18 protein-coding genes are annotated in these 19,274 nt (G+C 72.6%); 11 read left to right on the top strand and 7 right to left on the bottom strand.

From position 1 onward, the window contains the following. Positions 1–17 precede the first annotated feature (17 nt). The 6 genes from C8046_RS11115 to C8046_RS11090 all read left to right on the top strand — a co-directional run bounded on the left by C8046_RS11115 (position 18) and on the right by C8046_RS11090 (position 5,516). A complete protein-coding gene (locus C8046_RS11115; protein ID WP_109229493.1) occupies positions 18–2,453 on the top strand; it encodes a transglycosylase domain-containing protein in 2,436 nt (811 codons plus the stop codon). Positions 2,454–2,581: 128 nt separating this feature from the next. Continuing rightward, positions 2,582–2,872 (top strand): 30S ribosomal protein S6, encoded by a 291-nt coding sequence (gene rpsF / locus C8046_RS11110; protein WP_109229492.1) that lies wholly within the window; start codon positions 2,582–2,584, stop codon positions 2,870–2,872. A 56-nt stretch (positions 2,873–2,928) separates the two neighbouring features. Beyond that, complete coding sequence (locus C8046_RS11105) at positions 2,929–3,486, top strand: single-stranded DNA-binding protein (RefSeq protein ID WP_109229491.1); 558 nt, start codon at positions 2,929–2,931, stop codon at positions 3,484–3,486. Between the two features lie 55 nt (positions 3,487–3,541). Continuing rightward, positions 3,542–3,781 (top strand): 30S ribosomal protein S18, encoded by a 240-nt coding sequence (gene rpsR, locus C8046_RS11100; protein WP_109229490.1) that lies wholly within the window; start codon positions 3,542–3,544, stop codon positions 3,779–3,781. Between the two features lie 16 nt (positions 3,782–3,797). Then, positions 3,798–4,253, top strand: coding sequence for a 50S ribosomal protein L9 (rplI, locus tag C8046_RS11095; RefSeq protein WP_109229489.1), 456 nt, complete (start codon positions 3,798–3,800; stop codon positions 4,251–4,253). 420 nt (positions 4,254–4,673) lie between these two features. Next, on the top strand, positions 4,674–5,516 hold the full coding sequence (locus C8046_RS11090) for a hypothetical protein (RefSeq protein ID WP_109229488.1): 843 nt from the start codon (positions 4,674–4,676) through the stop codon (positions 5,514–5,516). 164 nt (positions 5,517–5,680) lie between these two features. Here the strand turns inward: C8046_RS11090 and C8046_RS11085 are convergent, their stop codons facing one another. From C8046_RS11085 to C8046_RS11075, 3 genes are all read right to left on the bottom strand, one after another. Continuing rightward, positions 5,681–8,200, bottom strand: coding sequence for an ABC transporter permease (locus tag C8046_RS11085; RefSeq protein WP_109229487.1), 2,520 nt, complete (start codon positions 8,198–8,200; stop codon positions 5,681–5,683). After that, positions 8,200–9,060, bottom strand: a complete 861-nt coding sequence (locus C8046_RS11080; RefSeq protein WP_109229486.1) for an ABC transporter ATP-binding protein — start codon at positions 9,058–9,060, stop codon at positions 8,200–8,202. Before C8046_RS11080 ends, C8046_RS11085 begins: the two co-directional genes overlap by 1 nt. A 77-nt stretch (positions 9,061–9,137) precedes the next feature. Beyond that, positions 9,138–10,469, bottom strand: coding sequence for an MATE family efflux transporter (locus C8046_RS11075; RefSeq protein WP_109230900.1), 1,332 nt, complete (start codon positions 10,467–10,469; stop codon positions 9,138–9,140). A 472-nt stretch (positions 10,470–10,941) separates the two neighbouring features. Here C8046_RS11075 and dnaB point away from each other — a divergent pair, with 472 nt between their 5' ends. From dnaB to C8046_RS11055, 4 genes are all read left to right on the top strand, one after another. Continuing rightward, positions 10,942–12,303 carry a replicative DNA helicase gene (gene dnaB, locus C8046_RS11070; RefSeq protein WP_419183577.1) on the top strand — a complete coding sequence of 454 codons (1,362 nt, stop codon included), beginning with the start codon at positions 10,942–10,944 and terminating at the stop codon, positions 12,301–12,303. A 234-nt stretch (positions 12,304–12,537) separates the two neighbouring features. After that, a complete protein-coding gene (locus C8046_RS11065) occupies positions 12,538–13,938 on the top strand; it encodes a protein adenylyltransferase SelO (RefSeq protein WP_235866458.1) in 1,401 nt (466 codons plus the stop codon). A gap of 101 nt (positions 13,939–14,039) precedes the next feature. Further along, complete coding sequence (locus C8046_RS11060; RefSeq protein WP_199224449.1) at positions 14,040–14,891, top strand: alpha/beta hydrolase family protein; 852 nt, start codon at positions 14,040–14,042, stop codon at positions 14,889–14,891. Between the two features lie 97 nt (positions 14,892–14,988). Then, positions 14,989–15,648: a vitamin K epoxide reductase family protein gene (locus tag C8046_RS11055; RefSeq protein WP_109229484.1), complete on the top strand. Its 660-nt coding sequence runs from the start codon at positions 14,989–14,991 to the stop codon at positions 15,646–15,648. An 18-nt stretch (positions 15,649–15,666) separates the two neighbouring features. Here C8046_RS11055 and C8046_RS11050 read toward each other — a convergent pair whose 3' ends face one another. The 3 genes from C8046_RS11050 to C8046_RS11040 form a co-directional block, all read right to left on the bottom strand. Continuing rightward, entirely contained in the window at positions 15,667–16,539 is an 873-nt protein-coding gene (locus tag C8046_RS11050; protein ID WP_109229483.1) for a metal-dependent hydrolase, read from the bottom strand. Positions 16,540–16,663: 124 nt separating this feature from the next. Beyond that, positions 16,664–17,629 (bottom strand): EamA family transporter, encoded by a 966-nt coding sequence (locus tag C8046_RS11045; RefSeq protein ID WP_109229482.1) that lies wholly within the window; start codon positions 17,627–17,629, stop codon positions 16,664–16,666. A 7-nt stretch (positions 17,630–17,636) separates the two neighbouring features. Further along, entirely contained in the window at positions 17,637–18,365 is a 729-nt protein-coding gene (locus C8046_RS11040) for an alpha/beta fold hydrolase (protein WP_235866291.1), read from the bottom strand. Positions 18,366–18,502: 137 nt separating this feature from the next. Here C8046_RS11040 and C8046_RS11035 point away from each other — a divergent pair, with 137 nt between their 5' ends. Further along, positions 18,503–18,961: a GNAT family N-acetyltransferase gene (locus C8046_RS11035; protein ID WP_109229481.1), complete on the top strand. Its 459-nt coding sequence runs from the start codon at positions 18,503–18,505 to the stop codon at positions 18,959–18,961. A 50-nt stretch (positions 18,962–19,011) separates the two neighbouring features. Here C8046_RS11035 and C8046_RS18780 read toward each other — a convergent pair whose 3' ends face one another. Continuing rightward, positions 19,012–19,185, bottom strand: a complete 174-nt coding sequence (locus tag C8046_RS18780; RefSeq protein ID WP_199224448.1) for a hypothetical protein — start codon at positions 19,183–19,185, stop codon at positions 19,012–19,014. Positions 19,186–19,274 lie beyond the last annotated feature (89 nt).

Genomic DNA, 19,274 nt, shown 5'->3' with positions numbered 1-19,274 from the left:
GCTAGGAGGCGACCTTCGTGGCAGCCAGCAAGACCCCCAAGCCCGCCCCCGGCAGGAAGCCTGCCTCGTCGGGGCGCCCGTCGTCGTCCCGGCCGAAGGCCTCCTCCGCGAAGGGGAGGCGCAAGCCCGCCCGCAAGAAGGGCTGGAACTACCCGCGGGCCGGGCTCGGCCCGGTGCGTCGGTGGCTGCCGAGCTGGCGCGTGCTGCTCGGGACCCTGGTGACGGGGCTCGGGCTGGTCGTCGGCGGACTCGCCGTGGCGTACGCGATGACGGACGTGCCGGCGCCCGACGAGCTGGCGGTGGCCGAGGGCTCGACCATCTACTTCTCCGACGGGACCACGCCGATCGGCGAGATCGCGGAGGTCGACCGCACCATCGTCGACACCACCACGCTGCCGGCCCACGTGGGCGAGGCCGTCGTCGCCTCCGAGGACCGTCGCTTCTACTCCAACTCCGGCATCGATCCCGTGGGAATCGTCCGGGCGCTCTGGAACAACCTGCGCGGCGGCGACCGCCAGGGCGCGTCCACGCTGACGCAGCAGTACGTCGAGAACTACTACCTCGGCCGGACCACGGACTACGTGGGCAAGTTCAAGGAGGCGATCCTCGCCGTCAAGGTCGAGCAGGAGCTGGACAAGTCCCAGATCCTCGACGCCTACATGAACACCATCTACTACGGTCGCGGCGCCTACGGCATCGAGGCCGCGGCGCAGGCGTACTTCGGCAAGGGCGCGGCCGAGCTGTCCCTCTCCGAGTCCGCGATGCTCGCCGGGGTCATCCCCGCGCCGAGCGCGTGGGACCCCGCCGTCGCGCCCGAGCAGGCGGAGGCGCGCTGGGCCCGCACGCTCGACTTCATGGCGGCCGACGGCTGGATCACCGCGGACGAGCGGGCGGCGCAGACGTTCCCGGCCGTCGTCGAGCGGACCGGCTCCGACACGTACGCCGGCACGAACGGGTACCTGCTCCAGATGGCTGTCGCCGAGCTCACCGTCGGCGAGGAGGCGCCGTTCACCGAGGACCAGCTCAACCGTCGCGGCCTCGAGGTCGTCACGACCTTCGACGCCGGGATGCAGGCGGCCGCCGTCGACACCGTCGAGAACGACCTGCCCGAGGGCGCTGCAGAGGGGCTGCGGGCGACGCTGGTCTCGATCGACCCGGCCACCGGTGGCGTCCGCGCGCTGTACGGCGGTCGCGACTACCTCACGGAGTCGCTCAACCGCGCGACGCAGGCCGTCTACCAGGGCGGCTCGACGTTCAAGCCGTTCGCGCTCGTGGCTGCGCTCGAGGCCGGGATCCCGCTGGACGAGAAGTACGAGAGCTACACCGGGATGGACGTCGACGGGTACGTCGTCAACAACTACGACCGGCGCAACCGCGGCTGGATCGACCTCGTCGACGCGACCGCCGACTCGGTGAACTCGACGTACGTGCAGCTGAACCGGGACGCCAACGCCGAGGGCGCTGAACCCGGCCAGACGCTGGTCGACACGGCGGTCCGCCTCGGGCTGCCCGCCGACACCACCGGGCTCGTGCCCGTGCTGTCCAACGTGCTCGGCAACGCCTCGCCGCACGCCATCGACATGGCCACCGTGTTCGCCACGTTCGCCGCCCAGGGCGAGAAGCACCCCACCCACGTCATCGACCGCGTGCTCGAGGACGGCACGATCGTCCACCAGGGCCCGACGGCGGGGGAGCGCGTCATCTCGGAGGACGTCGCCGCCGACGCCACCTACGCCATGACCCAGGTGGTCGAGCGCGGCAGCGGCGAGACGGCCAGCGAGCTCGGACGTCCGGCGGCCGGCAAGACCGGTTCCTCCAACGACTACAAGGGCGTCTCGTTCGCCGGGTACGTGCCGCAGCTGGCGACCGTCGTCGCGATGTACCAGACCGGGCCCGACGGCAACGAGGAGCCGATCACGCCGTTCGGCGGCTACGGCGTCGTCGCGGGCGGCACGGTCCCGACGGACCTGTGGACCAGCTACATGGAGAAGGTGACGCAGGGCTGGGAGATCCTGGACTTCCCGGAGCGCAGCGCCCCGGTCGAGCCGACGCGCGAGCCGACGCCGACCCCGACCGAGCCCGAGCTCGTGGAGCTGCCGGCGGTCGCCGGACTCGACGAGGGCGCCGCGCGGGCGGCGCTCGAGGCCGCGGGGTTCACCGTCGCGACGGTGACCGAGGCCTCGGACCAGCCGGCCGGCGTCGTGCTCCGCAGCGACCCGGGTGCGGGCCGGGCCGCCGAGGGTTCGACCGTGACCCTCGTGGTCTCGAGCGGACCGGCGCCCGAGCCCGAGCCGGAGCCGACCGAGGAGCCCGAGCCGGAGCCGGAACCGACCGAGACGCCGACGCCTGAGCCCACCCCGACGCCGGAGCCGACCCCGACTCCCACGCCCACCCAGGCACCCACGCCGGGCCCGACGCCGGTGCCCACGCCGGCGCCGTCGCCCACCAGCTGAGGCTGGTAGGCTCGGACCTCCGCGTGTCTTCCGCCCCATCCTGGGGCTGCTGACGCGCGGAACGTACGCAACACCCTCCTGTCACGGAGAGTCCGTGACCGCCCAGACCAGAGGAGGTGGGTATCTACATGCGTCAGTACGAGTTGATGTTGATCCTCGACCCTGAGGTCGACGAGCGCACCGTCGCTCCGTCGCTCGACAAGTTCCTTTCCGTGATCACGACCGGTGGTGGCTCCATCGACAAGGTCGACATCTGGGGCAAGCGCCGCCTGGCGTTCGAGATCTCCAAGAAGGCCGAGGGCATCTACGCGGTCGTCAACATGACGGCCACGCCCGCGCTCGCTCAGGAGCTCGACCGCCAGCTCGGCCTCAACGAGGCCATCCTGCGCACCAAGCTGCTGCGTCCCGACGCTCACTGAGCCTCACCACCGCAACGCCTCTCAGATCCACGAATCTCGGCACTACAGGAGCATCCATGGCAGGCGAGACCGTCATCACCGTGATCGGCAACCTCACGGCTGACCCCGAGCTGCGCTTCACGCCCAGCGGCGCGGCAGTCGCGAACTTCACCGTCGCGTCCACGCCCCGCACGTTCGACCGTCAGAGCAACGAGTGGAAGGACGGCGACACGCTGTTCATGCGCTGCTCGATCTGGCGCGAGGCTGCGGAGAACGTGGCGGAGTCCCTCACCAAGGGAAACCGCGTGGTCGTGACGGGTCGCCTCGTCCAGCGCTCCTACGAGACCCGTGAGGGCGAGAAGCGCACCGTCGTCGAGCTGCAGGTCGACGAGGTCGGCCCCTCGCTCCGCTACGCCACGGCCAAGGTCACGCGCTCGCAGCGCGGTGGCGGCGGCGGCGGCGGCGGCTTCAGCGGTGGCGGCGGAGGCGGCGGCGGCTTCAACGCCGGCGGCGGTGGCGGTGGCGGCTTCGAGCAGTCGGGAGGCTCCCGGGGCGGTTCGAGCGCGAGCTCGAGCAACGACGACCCGTGGGCCTCGGGGGGCGCGAGCTCCTACCCGGACGAGCCCCCGTTCTAGACATCACCGGTCGACGGCCCCGACGGGCCGGACCGATCACTGAAGGAGAAAGCCCATGGCGAAGCCCGTACTTCGCAAGCCCAAGAAGAAGGTCAGCCCGCTCAAGAGCGTCAAGCTCGACGGCGCGGTCGACTACAAGGACACCGTTCTGCTGCGCAAGTTCATCTCGGACCGCGGCAAGATCCGCGCCCGTCGCGTGACCGGTGTCTCCGTGCAGGACCAGCGCAAGATCGCGCGCGCCGTGAAGAACGCTCGCGAGATGGCTCTGCTCCCCTACTCGAGCTCTGCTCGCTGAGAAGGGCGCACACATCATGGCGAAGCTGATTCTCACGCACGAGGTCACCGGTCTCGGTGCCCCCGGCGACATCGTCGAGGTCAAGGACGGGTACGCCCGCAACTACCTCGTTCCCCGCGGTCTGGCCACCGGCTGGAGCAAGGGTGCCGCGAAGGAGATCGAGGCCATCCGTGCCGCACGCGCCAAGCGTGCCCACGCGACGGTCGAGAGCGCTGCTGCGGTTCGCGACTCGCTCGAGTCCAAGCGCTTCACGGTCGCTGCGCGCTCCGGCGCCGGCGGCCGCCTCTTCGGCACGGTGACGACCAAGGACATCGCCGAGGCCGTCGTGGCAGCCGGCGGCCCGCAGGTCGACCGCCGCAAGATCGAGGCGAAGGGTCACATCAAGACGCTGGGCACGCACCAGGTCGTCGTGCACCTGCACGACGAGGTCGCCGCCAAGGTGACCGTGGAGGTCGTCGCCGCCGACGCGTGAGCGCTCGGTGACGACAGCCCTGCTGTCTGACTGACGGAACGGCCCGGCTCCCCTGGGGAGCCGGGCCGTTCTGCTTGTCCGGCTCCGCCGAGCACGCGCCTGACTGCTGTGTACGAGTGATACGGCAGCGTGGCACGTGGTCGACCGGCCACTCTCTGCCGAGCACGTGGGTGGCTGCTGTTTCCGAGTGGAACAGCAGCGTGGGGCGTTCTCGACGGAGGCGTGCTGGCGCGCCCGACTGTCCCCAGGCGCAGGCGACGTCTCTGCGGAGGGTGGTTGTCCACAGGGGGTCGCAGGGACGAGGACGACCACGGCAACCTCGCCATGGGTCGTCACCTCGAATCGCCGCCAGACGGACTGCTGCTCCTGGCTCGGGCGCAGCACGGTCTGGTGACGGTCGGTCAGTGTCAGCAGGAAGGCATGGACTTCCGTGCTCGACAGCGGCGGCTGGCGGCCGGCGTCTGGAACGAGGCGATGCTCGGGATCTACGACCTCGAGCCCGGCGCCGACCGGACCATCGCGGAGATCGAGCGTCGTCGTGTCGAGCTGGCTCTGCTGGCCGCGGGTGAGGGCGCCGTCGCCGTCGGCCTTGCGGCGCTCCAGCTCCACGGGTGTTGGGCGCTCCCTCGGACCTGGAAGGCGCGCGCCGTGCGCGCGAGTCGGCGGCAGGGTCGTGGCGGGGCCCAGAACGTCGACTTCACGATGACGACGGCGGACGGTCGCCGCGCGGCGACGGTCGCGTGGGCGATCGTCCAGGCCGTGCCGCACATCGATCGGCTGCACCTCGTCGCCGTCCTCGACTGGGCCTTGAACCAGGGACACATCCGATCGGTGGACGACGTGCTCAGGATGGGCGCCGGCCACCGGTGGATCCGCAAGGTCCGTGCGTGGGGCGTCCTGGCTGACGGGCGGGCGGAGTCGTTCCTCGAGACGTGGGCTCGACTGCAGTGCGTCGATGCTGGTGTCCCGCCGACCGCGCTCCAGCTCGAGATCCGTGACGCCGCAGGAGTCGTCAGGGCGCGGGGCGACCTCGCGTGGCTCCTGCGCAACGGGCGGTGGATCGTGGTCGAGATCGACGGAGCCTCCATCCACGACAAGCCCGAGTCGATCCGCCGCGACCGACGACGTCAGAACTGGATGGTGGGAGGCGGCGACGTCACCGTGCTCCGTTACGACGCCACCGACCTTCGCGACGGCGTGCTCCCGGCTGAGGTCCAGCGCTACCGCGACCGCCTCGAGCGCAGCGCCGAGATCGCCTCGTAACCCGCGACCCGGCGACCCGCGACCCGGCGATCACGCGCGCGACTGCTGTATCGGCGCGATTGAGCACCGCGACACGTGCTCGACGCCGAGGTCCGTCGCCCAGCACGCGTGCGGCTGCCGTATCGCGTGGATACGGCAGCCGGACGCGTTGTCGGCGGGGGGTCTCAGTCGGCGGCGAGGGCCGCCACCGGCGGGATCTTGACCGCACCGCGGGCCGGCAGGACGGACGCGAGCACGCCCGCCAGCACCGCGACCACGAGCACCGCGAGCACCGACGTCCACGGCACCGTGATGCTGGCGATCGTCATACCGGTGGTCTCGCCGAGCATCAGCAGGCCGCCGATCCAGCCGTAGATCAGCCCGAGGACCAGACCGACCAGCGCCCCGACGGCGGCCAGCAGCACACCCTCCACCGCGAGCGTCGAGCGGAGCTGACCCCGCGTCAGGCCCAGGGCCCGCAGCAGCGCGTTCTCGCGGCGACGCTCCACGACCGACAGCGACAGCGTGTTCGCCACGCCGATCAGCGCGATCACGACGGCGACCCCGAGCAGTCCGACCACCACCGCCAGCAGCGTGTCGAGCACCTGGGTGAACCCGGCCTTCTCGATGGCGCCGCCGGAGACCAGCGGGGCGGTGTCGGCGGTGCCCGACGTCGTGCTGCTCACGGCGTCGCGGATCCCGGCGGCGACGTCGGTCGGGTCGGCGCCGTCGGCGATCGCGACCCAGAGCGACTGCATCGGCGAGGTGAGGTCGAGCGACGCGGCCTGGTCCGCCGTCACGAGCATCGTGAAGTCGGGCAGGCCCTCGACCAGGACCGCATCGATCTCGGTGTCACCGACGGTGACCGGGCCGTCCTGCCCGATCAGGTAGCCGTCGGCGAGCACGGTCCCGGGATCCCAGGACTCGGGCGCCGTGGAGAGCACCTGCCCCAGGGTGGCGGGATCCGCCACGAGGACGGTGGCCGAGGAGGTGAAGCTCGCCGTCGCGACGTCTGCGGTCCCGCCCTCGAACAGGACGGTGGACTCGACGCCGTCGACGTCGCGGACGGCCTCGACGGTGGTCGGCGACACGGTGGTCCCCGTCACCGCGACGTCGATCGCGAACTGGGCGTCCAGCTCGCCCTCCAGCTGGGTCCGGGCCATCGAGGCACCCGTGGACATCATGGTGACGAGGGCGACGCCGACGAGCAGCGCCGTCGCCGTCGAGGTGGTGCGGCGCGGGTTGCGCACCGAGTTCGTGGCCGCGAGCTGGCGCGGCACACCACCGAGGCGGGCGACGCCGCGGCCGAGGACGCGGGAGACGGCCGGCACGATCGTGATCGCGGCCATGACGACACCGATGATCGAGACGAGGCCGCCGAGGACACCGGCCGCCAGTGCGAGCTCGAAGTTGCCGGGCGTCCCGGACATCGCCAGGGCGCCCGCCATGACGGCGAACCCACCGCCGGTGAGGATCCAGCCGATGATCGGGCGCAGCTTCGTGCTGCGGGCGCTGACGACGGAGTCGACCGGGCGCATCGCCGCGAGCGGTGCGACCGAGGTCGCGAGCCGGGCCGCGCCGCTCGCCGCCACGACCGTGACGACGACGCCGGCCAGCAGCGGCACGAGGACGGTGGCGAGGTCGACCGGGACGGTGGTCGGCGTCGGGACGCCCTCGACGCGCTGGTTGATGATCGACAGCGCGGCCTGGCCGATGCCGAGTCCGAGCGCGATGCCGGCGACCGACGAGACGACGCCGAGCACGAGCGCCTCGAGCCGCACGGAGCGCTTGACCTGCCTCTGCGTCGCACCGACGCAGCGCAGCAGGGCGAGCGTGCGGGTGCGCTGGGCGACGAGCACGGTGAAGGTGTTGGCGATGACGATGCCGGCGACGGCCATGGCCACGGCGGCGAACGCCAAGATGAGCGCCCGGAAGATCTGGATCCCGCCGGTGAAGCTGGCGGCGACGTCGCGGGCGTACTCCTCGCCCGACATCACTGTGACCCCTTCCGGGACCGCCTGCGTGACGGCGTCGGACACCGCGCTGACGTCGGCGCCGTCGTCCACCGCGAGCGTCAGCAGCGAGAAGGTGGTGCTGCCGTCGTCGAGGCTCCAGGCGGTGATGTCCTCCTCGGAGGCGAGGGCGGACGGCATGCCGAACCCGAGGCCGGTGCCGTCGGCGAGGAGACCGACCACGGTCGACTCCTGGGTCCTGCGGGTGGAGGAGCTGCCGTCGTCGGCCCAGACCTGCGACACCACGGTGACCTCGCCCCCGAGCCCGACGGCGAGGCGCTCGGCCGTCGCGGCCGGCAGGGCGATCTCGCCGGCAGCCGCGGGCACCCGTCCGTCCTCGAGGGTCGTGTTCCCCAGGCGCGGATCGTCGGCCGGGGGGTTGAGCATCAGCAGCTCGGTGCCCGACCCGGTGGTGACCTCCCGGAAGACGTTCCGGAACGTGTAGACCTCGGTGACGCCGTCGAGCTCGGACAGCTCGGCGACGTCGTCGTCCGTCAGGGAGTAGGAGGAGTCGGTGACGACGACGTCGGGGTCACCGATCGACGCGCTGGCCGCGGCCAGCGCGGTGTCCTCGATGGCGTTGGTGGTGACGAACGTCGCCGTGATGAAGCCGGTGCCGAGCGCGATCGCGATCCCGACGGCGATGAGCTTCCCGACGTTGCGGTGCATCTGCGCCCAGGTGAGGCGCCACATCAGCGGGCCTCGATGCCGTGCGACGGGGTGGAGGCGGGGTTCGCGAGCGAGACCGTGCGGAGGCGGTCGAGCTCGGCCTGCACGACGTCGGGCGTCGGGTTCGCGACGTCACCGGCGATCCGGCCGTCGGCGACCAGGACGGCGCGGTCGGCGTAGGCGGCGGCCTGCGCGTCGTGGGTGACCATGACGACGGTCTGGCCGAACTCACGGACGGAGGTGCGCAGGAACTCGAGCACCTCGGCGCCGCTGCGGGAGTCGAGGTTGCCCGTGGGCTCGTCGGCGAAGATCACGTCGGGGCGGGTGAGGAGGGCGCGCGCGATCGCGACGCGCTGCTGCTGGCCGCCGGAGAGCTCGCTCGGGCGGTGCGTCAGACGCGGCTTCAGGCCGAGCGTGGTGACGAGGAGGTCGAACCACTCGCGGATCTCGGGGGTCACCTTCGTGCCGGCGAGCTCGAGCGGGAGCAGGATGTTCTGCTCGGCCGTGAACATCGGCAGCAGGTTGAAGGACTGGAAGACGAAGCCGACGCGCTTGCGACGCAGCTCGGTCAGGGCGTCGTCGCCGAGCGAGGTCAGCTCGGTGTCGCCGAGGTAGACCTGGCCGGCGCTCGCGGAGTCGAGGCCCGCGAGGAGGTGGAGCAGCGTGGACTTGCCGGACCCGGAGGCGCCCATGATCGCGGTGAAGTGGCCGCGGGCGAACGCGACGTCGACGCCGTCGAGCGCGTGCACCTGGGCGTCGCCCTTGCCGTAGGTCTTGCGGAGGCCGACGCCGCGGACGGCGGCCGCGGCGGTGGGGAGGGGCGTGCCGGCGTCGGCGGGCGGCGCGGTGGTCAGGGACGTGGGGGCAGGAGGCGTCTGGCTCATGCCTTCGACGCTAGGTGCGCGGTAGTGGGGGGCGGATCGACCCGCGGTCTCGACGTCGTCTCCCCCCGCGGGTGGACTCAGCGGGCGCCGAGGACCATCCATCGGTCCCCTCGGGAGCGCAGATAGGTGGCCAGCCCGCGCGCGAGCATGAAGGCGACGGCGAACGCGACCCACAGCCAGACCAGCGCCTCGGACTCGTGACCGACACCGCGCGGGGCCAGCTGCCGGACGGCGAGCACGAACGGCAGGTAGGCCACGAGGCTGACGACTCCGGCCCACGCGAGGAAGCGGCCGTCGCCCGCCCCGATGAGGACGCCGTCGAGCACGAAGACCACCCCGGCCAGGGGCATGGCGATGGCGATCACGACGACGCCGGCCGTCGCCGCCGCGCGGACGTCCGCCGCGGGGGTGAAGACTGCCGAGAGGGGCACGGCGAGCGCGGCGAGCAGCAGGCCGAGCACGGCGCCCGCGCCGGCGCCCCACAACAGGGTGCGTCTCAGGACCGCGCGAGCCTGATCTGCGTCGGCGGCCCCGAGGGCGCGGCCGACCAGGGCCTGGGCCGCGATCGCCAGCGCGTCCAGGGCGAAGGCGGCGAACCCCCACAGCGAGTTGACGATCTGGTGGGCGGCCAGGGGAACGTCGCCGAGCGTGGCGGCGGTCGCGACGGTGACGAGGATCGCGGCGCGGAGGGTGAGCGTCCGCAGGAACAGGGGAGCGCCGTCGCGCATCCCCTGCGTGAGGCCGCCGAGGGACGGGCTCAGGCCGACGCCTCGCTCACGGGCGCCCGTCGTGACGCGCCAGGCGAGGACGGCACCCATCGCGAGCTGGACCAGCGCGGTGCCGGCGCCGGAGCCGCCGATGCCCCAGCCGAAGCCGTAGATGAAGAGGAAGTTCAGCCCGGCGTTCGCAACGGCCCCGACGCCGGCGACCAGCAGGGGGGTGCGGGTGTCGAGCATCCCGCGCAGCACCCCGGTGGCGGCGAGGACGACGAGCATCCCCGGCAGTCCGGGCAGGCTCGTACGCAGGTAGGTGACCCCGTGGGCGAGCACCTCCCCCTCTCCGCCGAGGGCGCCGATGGCCCAGGGCGCGAGCGCGATACCGATCCCGGCGACGACGATCCCGACGGCGAGCGCGAGCCACATGCCGTCGATCCCCGACCTGATGGCCTGCTCCGGCCGGCCGGCCCCGAGGAGCCTGCCGACGCTCGCCGTCGTCGCGTAGGCGAGGAAGACGAAGAGGCCGACGGCGGTCACGAGCAGGGTCGAGGCGAGGGTGAGTCCCGCGAGATGGGCGGTGCCGAGGTGGCCGACGAGCGCGGAGTCGACGAGCACGAAGACCGGCTCGGCGACGAGCGCTCCGAGCGCGGGCACAGCGAGGGCGAGGATCCTCCGGTCGAGCTCGCGTCGCATGGTCGTGGTCACGCGCTCAGGGTGGCACGGGGGTGCGACACGGCGCCTCGGCGTGTCGCCGCAGCGACTTCGACGGGTCGACTGCTGCGTGGTTACCCCACAGGCAGAACCGTTGCAATCTCGCTGATTGTGAACGTTGGTCCACAGGTTATCCACACCTGTGGGGATGACGGCGGAGTGTCGTCCACATGTGCACCCCGGGGTTGTCCCCAGGTCGTCCACAGGGTTTCCACAGCCCGCCGAGATGACCCCTCCTGTCAACTCGAGAAGCGGTCGTCCCGCTGCGGTACGCGCGTGGCTGGGGACGTACGGTGGGGCGCCGGACGAGGTCCGCCGAGCTGTTCCGCGCCGTCGAGCGCCGGGAGCGCGGCGGTCGCCGGGGCCCGACGACGTCGATGTCGGTGCCCGGGTGTGCACTCGGGTTCTGGCACGAGGGAGAGGACCACGGGTGACCACGACTGACGACGTCGACATGCGGACGATGAGCGCGCTCAACGATCGGACGCCGCCGCAGGACGAGCGGGCCGAGCAGAGCGTGCTGGGCGGCATGATGCTCAGCAAGGACGCGGTCGCGGACGTGATCGAGGTCATCCGGTCCCAGGACTTCTACCGTCCCGCGCACGAGATGGTCTACGAGGCCGTCGTCGACCTGTACGGGCGGGGCCAGCCGACCGACGTCGTCGCGGTGGCGGACGAGCTCAACAAGCGCGGCGAGCTGGGTCGGGTCGGTGGCCACGGCTACCTGCACACGCTCATCTCGTCGGTGCCGACGGCCGCCAACGCCGGCTACTACGCGGGGATCGTGCGCGAGCGCGCGGTGCTCCGCAAGCTCGTCGAGGCCGGCACGCGCATCGTCCAGCTCGGCTACGCGCAGGACGGCGGCGACGTCGAGGACCTCGTCAACTCGGCGCAGAGCGAGATCTACGCGGTCTCCGAACGGCGCACGAGCGAGGACTACAAGCCGATCCGCGACATCATCGACGGCACGGTCGAGGAGATCGAGCACGCCGTCTCCCGCGACGGCAACCTGGTGGGCGTGCCGACCGGCTTCGCCGAGTTCGACAAGCTCACCAACGGCCTTCACCCGGGCCAGATGATCGTCGTCGCCGCGCGCCCCGCGATGGGCAAGTCGACGATGGCGCTCGACATCGTGCGGTCGGCCGCCATCAAGCACGGTCAGACCGCCGCCGTCTTCTCCCTGGAGATGAGCGCGAGCGAGATCGTCATGCGCATGATCGCGGCCGAGGCCGCCGTGCCGCTGCAGAAGCTGCGCCAGGGCCCGATGGACGACCGCGACTGGCAGAAGATCGCCTCCACGGTGAGCGCGATCTCCGACGCTCCCGTGTTCATCGACGACTCCCCGAACATGTCGCTGATGGAGATCAGGGCCAAGTGCCGCCGGCTCAAGCAGCGTCACAACCTCAAGCTCGTGGTGATCGACTACCTCCAGCTGATGAGCTCGGGCAAGCGCGTCGAGTCGCGTCAGCAGGAGGTCTCGGAGTTCTCGCGTGCGATCAAGCTGCTCGCCAAGGAGCTCGAGGTGCCGGTCATCGCGGTGTCGCAGCTGAACCGTGGCGCCGAGCAGCGCACGGACAAGCGGCCGCAGGTCTCCGACCTTCGCGAGTCGGGCTCGATCGAGCAGGACGCGGACATGGTCATCCTGCTCCACCGCGACGAGGCCTACGACCGGGAGACGCCCCGCAAGGGCGAGGCCGACTTCATCGTGGCCAAGCACCGCAACGGCCCGACCGACACGATCGTCGTGGCCTTTCAGGGTCACTACGCGCGCTTCGTGGACATGGCGCCGGAGACCGGGGGCGGCGGGGCCTGGTAGTCCCGGGTCGGACGTCGCGGTGCTCGCTGCCGCCGACCAACGTGTGGCACCGGGCGCCCGTCCCTCACGACGGTCGAGGGCGTGCCGCTCCGTCCCGTCCCTGAGATCTGCTCCTGGTCACGCGACATCGACCCGGCCGAACCTGGAAGCGGTCGACGTACTCTCGATGAGGTGAGCGCCGCACAGTCACTGCAGATCGTCCTCCAGGGCGCCTTCGCCCGAGAGCTCCCCGAGATGGCCGTCCCGTGGCGGGCCGAGGACGCGCCCGACCCGCGGCTGCTGGTGCTCGACGACGCGCTGGCCGCCGAGCTCGGCCTCGACCCGGCCTGGCTCCGGAGCCCCGAGGGCGTCGGGCTCCTGACCGGCACCGTCGTCCCCGACGGCGCCACTCCCGTGGCGCAGGCCTACGCCGGGCACCAGTTCGGCGGCTACTCCCCACGACTCGGTGACGGCCGTGCGCTGCTGCTCGGTGAGCTGATCGACGTCGACGGCGAGCGGCGCGACCTGCACCTCAAGGGCTCGGGCCGCACGCCGTTCGCCCGGAACGGGGACGGACTCGCCGCCGTCGGGCCGATGCTGCGCGAGGTGATCGTCAGCCGGGCGATGCACGCGCTGGGCATCCCGACCACCCGCTCCCTCGCGGTCGTCGCGACGGGCCGACCGGTGCGGCGCGAGACGATCCTGCCCGGAGCCGTCCTCGCCCGGGTGGCGAGCAGCCATCTGAGGGTGGGCAGCTTCCAGTACGCGCGCGCCACCGGGGACGTCGACCTGGTCCGCCGTCTCGCCGACCACGCGATCAGCCGCCACCATCCGGACGTCGCCGGCGAGCCGAACCCGTACGTGGCGCTGCTGGAACGGGTGATCGACGCCCAGGCCTCGCTCGTCGCGCGGTGGATGCTCGTGGGCTTCGTGCACGGGGTGATGAACACGGACAACATGACGATCTCGGGCGAGACGATCGACTACGGGCCGTGCGCGTTCATGGAGGCCTTCGACCCGTCGACCGTGTACAGCTCCATCGACGAGGGCGGGCGCTACGCGTACGGCAACCAGCCGGTCGTCGCGGAGTGGAACCTCGCTCGGCTCGCCGAGGCGCTTCTCCCCCTTCTCCACGACGACCAGGAGCAGGCGGTCGAGATCGCCATGGCGGCGCTCGGCGCCTTCCGCCCGCGCTACGCCGCCGCCTGGTCGGCCGGCATGCGGGCCAAGCTCGGACTGGGCGACGCCGTCGACGACGTCGCGCTCGCGCCGCTCGCCGAGGATCTGCTGGCGCAGATGCAGGCCGGCCGTGCCGACCACACGGTCTTCTTCCGTGCCCTCGGGGCTGCGGCGCGGGGCGACGACGCGGCCGCCCGCGGCATGGTCGTGGACGCGGCGGCCTTCGACAGGTGGGTGGAGCGCTGGCGCGCCCTGACGCCCGACGCGGATCTGATGGACCGGGTCAATCCCGTCTACGTCCCCCGGAACCACCTGGTCGAGGAGTCGCTCGCGGCCGCCGTCGACGGCGACCTCGAACCGCTCCGACGCCTCCTCGACGTCGTTGCGGCGCCGTACGACGAGCGGCCCGGTCTCGAGCGCTACGCGGCGCCGGCTCCGGCGGACTTCGGCGCCTACACCACGTTCTGCGGGACCTGAAAGGTCTCGAGCGCGGGCCGGACCGGGCTGGGCCGGGCCGGGCCGCGCCGGGCCGGCAGCCGACCGCCGTGCGCGTGGGCTCGACTCGGTACGGTCGAGGGGTGGACCGACGCAGCGCGCTCACCCTTCTGGCGGCCGCCGGCGTCCTCGGAACGGCGGGCCTGGCGTCGTGCGCGTCGCCGAGGCCGGCCGAGGAGGAGGGCGTGGCCGCGCCGACGAGGATCACCTACGGCGACGACCCGTCCCAGTACGCCGAGCTCACCCGGCCCGTCGGGGACTCCAAGGGTGTGGTCGTGGTCATCCACGGCGGCTTCTGGCAGGCGCAGTACGAGGCCTCGCTCGGGCAGCCGCTGGCGGCGTCGCTCGCCGTGAACGGCTGGACGGCCTGGAACCTGGAGTACCGGCGCGTCGGCAACGGGGGCGGCTACCCGGCCACGTTCGACGACGTTGCCGCCGGCATCGACGCCCTCGCCGACGTGCAGGGCCTCGACCTTCGCACCGTGGTGACGCTCGGCCACTCCGCCGGCGGCCACCTGGCCGTGTGGGCGGCGGGCCGACCGGCGCTGACGGGGACGAGCTGGGCCGATCCCGCCGTGCGCGTCACCGCGGCCGTCTCGCAGGCCGGCCTGCTGGACCTCGCCACCGCCGACGCGTCGAACCTCGGCGGCGGCGCGGTGCGCTCGCTCCTGGGTGAGCCGTCCGGCCCTCGCGACGACCGGGACGCCCTGGCCGACCCGACCGCCCGCCTGCCGCTCGCCGTCCCCGTGCGCTGCATCCACGGGCGTGGCGACGCCATCGTCCCGCTCAGCCAGAGCAGCGACTACGTGGCGCTCGCGACCGCGGCCGGCGCCGACGCCACCCTGACGGAGGTCGACGGCGACCACTTCGTGGTCATCGACCCGGCGAGCGAGGCGTGGGCGCTCACGCTCGAGCTGCTGGACGCGCTGGCGTAGGGATCGACGCCCCCCGGGGTTCTCCCAGGCAACGCCGTTAGAGTTCAACCCGACCTCCCGGCATCCCGGGAGCACCGCGTTGCGCGAGGAGGATCAGATGACGACGGCGGAGCGCGCCACCCCCGACACGGCCGCCGGCCTCGAGCCCGCCTCGGCCCCGGAGTCGGGCGCGACCCCGCGCCGGTTCGCGATCGCCGTGCTGGTGCTGGGGAGCATCGGGCTCGTCGCGTCGTTCGCGCTGATGCTCGAGCGGCTGGCGGTCCTGGCTGACGACTCCTACGTGCCGAGCTGCTCGTTCAACGCCCTCGTCTCCTGCACCGAGGCGATGAGCTCGCCGCAGGGTGCGCTGTTCGGGTTCCCCAACCCGCTCCTCGGGGTCCTGGGTTTCCCCGTCGTGATCGCCACCGGTGCGGCGCTGCTCGCCGGGGCCCGAATGGCCCGCTGGTACTGGGTGGGGCTGCAGGTGGGAGTGACCCTCGCCCTGGTGTTCATCCACTTCCTGATCTTCACGAGCCTCTACCGGCTCGGCGCGCTGTGCCCCTACTGCATGGTCGTGTGGGCCGTGACGATCCCGCTGTTCGTGATGGTCACGCAGCGCAACCTGCGCCTCCTGCCGAGTGACGCGTCGTCGGGCGCCGCGCGCGCCGGTCGGTGGTTGCAGGCCTACCAGGCGCCCGTCCTCGCCGCGTGGTTCCTGGTGATCGGCGCCCTGGCCGTGGTTCAGCTCTGGGACGCCATCTTCGCGCTGTTCGCCTGACGCGCCGGCCGCCCGCGGTCAAGCCGGGGTGACGACCGTCCGCATGACCACCTCGACCCCGCCGTCGACCTGGCTCCGCGTCAGCGAGCAGGTGATCGCGCCGATCTCGGCGAGGTCGCGCACGTGGGTGCCGCCGCAGGGGATGTCGGTCCGCCCGTCGTCGAGCTCGCACACCCACGTCCGGCGGGCGGACAACGCGGAGTCGGAACGCTCGACGCTGACCGCACCTCCGCCGTCGAGCCACTGCGCGAGCCTCGCGTTCACGGCGTCGGCGACCGCCGCGAGGTCGGCGAGGCCGTCGGGGGAGAAGCCCTTGCGCCGCAGCGACTTCCCGATCCGGTAGGTGTCGATCGACCCGAGCGGCTCGATGCGGGAACGCTGGATGGCGAGCGCGTCGAAGGCGGGATTGCCGAGCGCGTCGACCGGCGGCTCCTTGGTCCAGGCGGGTGCGAGCGCGGCGTCGAGCGCCAGCGCCGCGAGGTGGCACGCGGTGTGCCCGGCGGACAGCTCGCGGCGAAGGTCGGGGTCGACATCGATCCGTGCCTCCTCACCGACCGTCGGAACGTCGCCCTCGAGGATGTGGGCGACGACGAACACCCAGCCGTCGGTCCCGGTGCGGACGGGCAGGTCCGCGCCGAGGAGCAGTCGCCCGTCGGCGATGCCGCCCGTCACGGCCTCCACGACGGCCTGCGTCCCGGTCGACGGCGTCGTGAGCGTGCCGCGATCGGCGGGCTGGTCCGGCCAGGCGGTGTCGACGGGATGGAACGCCGTCGTGTCCAGCAGGACGGCGGACCGTCCGCCGGGAAGGGCCTCGACGTGCAGCACGGTCCCGGCCGACGTCGTCGCGCCATCGGGGTAGGTCACGGTCGTGTCGGTCGTGGGCAGGGTCATCGTCGGGCCATCTCCTCGGATCACGTCGCGGAGACGTGGTGCGCGCCGGTTCGCGCCCGGTCATTCTGCACGCCGGCCCGGGCCGGCCCGCGCCGCTCGGCCCGAGCTGGCGGCCGGTCGGGACTCAGCCGGTCCGCGACGCCCGCGTGGTCAGGGCGACGGCTGTGCTGATCGCGACGACGCCGACCACCTCTCCCCACGTCGGGAGCTGCTGCAGGGAGATGAAGCCGACGAGCGTCGCGGTGGCGGGGAGCAGCGCGTTGAGCAGTGCGAACGCGCTGGTCGACAGGCGCCGCATCGCGATCTGGTCCAGGGCGTAGGGGACGACGCTCGAGAGCACCGCGACCACGAGCACCAGGCCGACGCGCCCCCAACCGTCCGCCAACCCGCGCGCATCCGGCAGGCCGACGACGGCGTAGGCGAGCGCCGCCGTCGTCATCGCGATGGCGAGCGACGCCAGGCCGATCCGGATCGGGCCGACGCCGCGGAGACCACCGGTGGGCGCGGCCCCGGCGCTCGCGGCTCCGCCCGGCGCCCCCGCGTGCGCGCTCACCGCGCGCGCCGAGATCCGCCGTCCGAGGACGATGTAGCCGGCCCAGGCGGCCCCGGCCCCGAGGGCGGCGAGGATCCCGGTCGGGCTCGACGTCGCGGTGCCCCACTCCACCTCGCCGAGGCTGATGGTGGTCACCCCGCCCGCCGCGAGCAGCGCCGCGGCGATCCGGCGGCGCGACCACCCGCTGCGGTCGCTGGCGACGGCGACGGCGACCGGCCCGGTGAACTCGATCGCGACCGCCGCGCCGAGCGGGAGGTGGTCGATCGCCACGTAGAACAGCAGGTTCATGGCACCCAGCACCAGCCCGAACAGGGCGGCGGCGCCGAGGGTGCGGCGCGTCCAGGCCAGCTGCCACGGCCGCGTCAGCGCGAGCAGCACGACCGCAGCCACGGCCAGCCGCGACCACCCGACGGCGAGGGGACTGGAGACGGCGAAGAGCGCGACGGCGAGCGCCGCGCCGTAGTACATCGAGATGCCGGACGTCAGGAAGAGCGCCGGCGCCGGCACCCGCTCGACCCCGGCGGGGGAGTCGCTCATCTGGAGGTCACGCGGTCGCCGGCACGGCTCCCCGCAGGGACGGCAGCGCGGCCAGCGCCTCCATCACGAACCTGGTGTAGCGCCCGGGCATCTCGACGTGGATGTCGTGGCCCGCGCGCGCGAAGACCTGATGACCCACCCACGTCCGGGCGGCGAGGTAGCGCCGCTCGTCGAAGCGCAGCACGTCCCACCGGCCGCTGACCAGCCACATCGGGACGGTGAGGCGGCGCAGGTCCGGCAGCGGGGAGTAGGCGGCCATCGAGGTGAGCATGTCGGTCACCACGTTCCAGGTCCCGCCGCCGAGCCGGAGCGCCCGGGTGATGTGGTGCGACGCGTGCCGGTACGTCGCCATCACCCACGGTCGCAGCTGCGTGGCGCAGCCCGAGAGCACGAGCCCGGCGATCCGGTCCTCGTGGCCGCCGGCGTAGGCCAGTGCGGCGTACCCGCCGAGCGAGTGGCCCACGAGGACGGGCGGGGCAGGGGAGGCGGCGACGGCGTCGCGGATCGCCGCGATCGCGCCGTCGAGGCTGAAGGTCTCGTCCGAGCGCTCACCGTGGCCCGGGAGGTCGACGGCGCTCGCAACGATCCCGCGGCGTCCCAGCGCGGCGACCTGGCGGTCCCAGACGCTCGCCGAGCTCCGCGTCCCGTGGATGAAGATCACGGGCGGTGCGCTGTCACCGGGGGCGAGAGCGGCGACGTCGAGCGTCGGCTCGAGGGCGGGGAGGATGCTGACCACGGGGACCTTCCAGGACTGCTGCCGCGATCCGGACGCCGCGTCCCTCCACGGTAGGCCCGCGGGCGCGGGAGAGCGAGGGGCGTGGACCGACGTGCACGACACCCGCACATCGCGCGCGCTGGGGCTACGGTCGACCGATGACCGAGCGCCCGTTCGTCCCCGGCGACCTCGACCCGCCCACCACGCTCGTCACCGAGCAGTTCCGCCTCGAACCCCTCGGCCCGCAGCACAACGTGGCGGACCTCGCCGCGTGGACGTCGAGCATCGAGCACATCCGCGCGACGCCGGGATACCCGGACGGCTCCTGGCCACCGCTGGAGGGCATGACGCCGGAGCGGAACCTCGCGGACCTCACCCGTCACGCGGCGGACTTCGCGGCACGCAGGGGCTTCACCTTCACGGTCCTCGAGCCGGGGACCGACGACGTCGTCGGCTGCGTCTACCTCTACCCGCCCGAGCGCGACGGCACGGACGTCTCCGTCCAGTCGTGGGTGCGGGCCGACCGGGCCGAGCTCGACGGACCGCTCGCGGACGCCGTCGCCTCCTGGATCCACCACGACTGGCCCTGGAGCCGGCCGGACCGCTACGGCCGCTGACAGCGCTGCCGTGCGGCTCGGTGCGGAGGACGGCGTTCCGCCGACCCGTGTCAGGGCTTGAAGAGCTCGATCTCGTCGGGTGCGAACCAGTTCTGGATGATGCCGATGCGCACCAGGTGCTTGCCCATCGACTCGTCCCACGCGACGACGGTGCCGACGCCGCCGGTCATCGTGTTGCCCGGGCTGGTGAGGATCTGGACGGTGTCGCCGATCGAGAAGGTCATGGCTGCTCCCTGATGAGTGTCGCCCGGAGGTCGGGCGAGGAGTCCAGCCAACCGGATCCGGCCCCCACCGGGCAGTGCGTGCTGTCACC

It is taken from the genome of Serinibacter arcticus, from assembly GCF_003121705.1.
Taxonomy (GTDB): Bacteria; Actinomycetota; Actinomycetes; order Actinomycetales; family Beutenbergiaceae; genus Litorihabitans.
Note: the sequence above shows the minus strand (reverse complement) of the source record. Positions and strands in the feature narration are given on the sequence as shown.